This is a genomic window from Paenibacillus sp. GbtcB18 (genome assembly GCF_019091125.1).
Taxonomy (GTDB): domain Bacteria; phylum Bacillota; class Bacilli; order Paenibacillales; family NBRC-103111; genus Paenibacillus_F; species Paenibacillus_F chitinolyticus.
Genome location: NZ_JAGXJX010000296.1, coordinates 1 through 277 on the forward strand (window position 1 = coordinate 1; position 277 = coordinate 277).

The window sequence follows — 277 nt, forward strand, 5'->3', positions numbered from 1 at the left end:
TTAGAAGCAATTGATCGTTTAGGATTCCGCCCAAATGCGGTAGCTCGTGGACTAGCATGTAAGAAGACAACTACAGTAGGTGTTATTATTCCTGATATCTCAAATACGTTTTATGCAGAACTTGCTCGTGGAATTGAAGATATCGCAACAATGTACAAATATAACATCATTTTAAGTAACTCTGACCAAAACAAAGAGAAAGAGTTCCATTTATTAAATACGATGCTTGGAAAACAAGTGGACGGAATTGTTTTCATGGGTGAAGATATTACAGATA

General features: G+C 35.7%; 1 pseudogene. It reads left to right on the forward strand.

The features are described 5' to 3' along the window. Window positions 1–277: pseudogene (locus KVT34_RS30250) on the forward strand (catabolite control protein A); the annotation flags it as partial.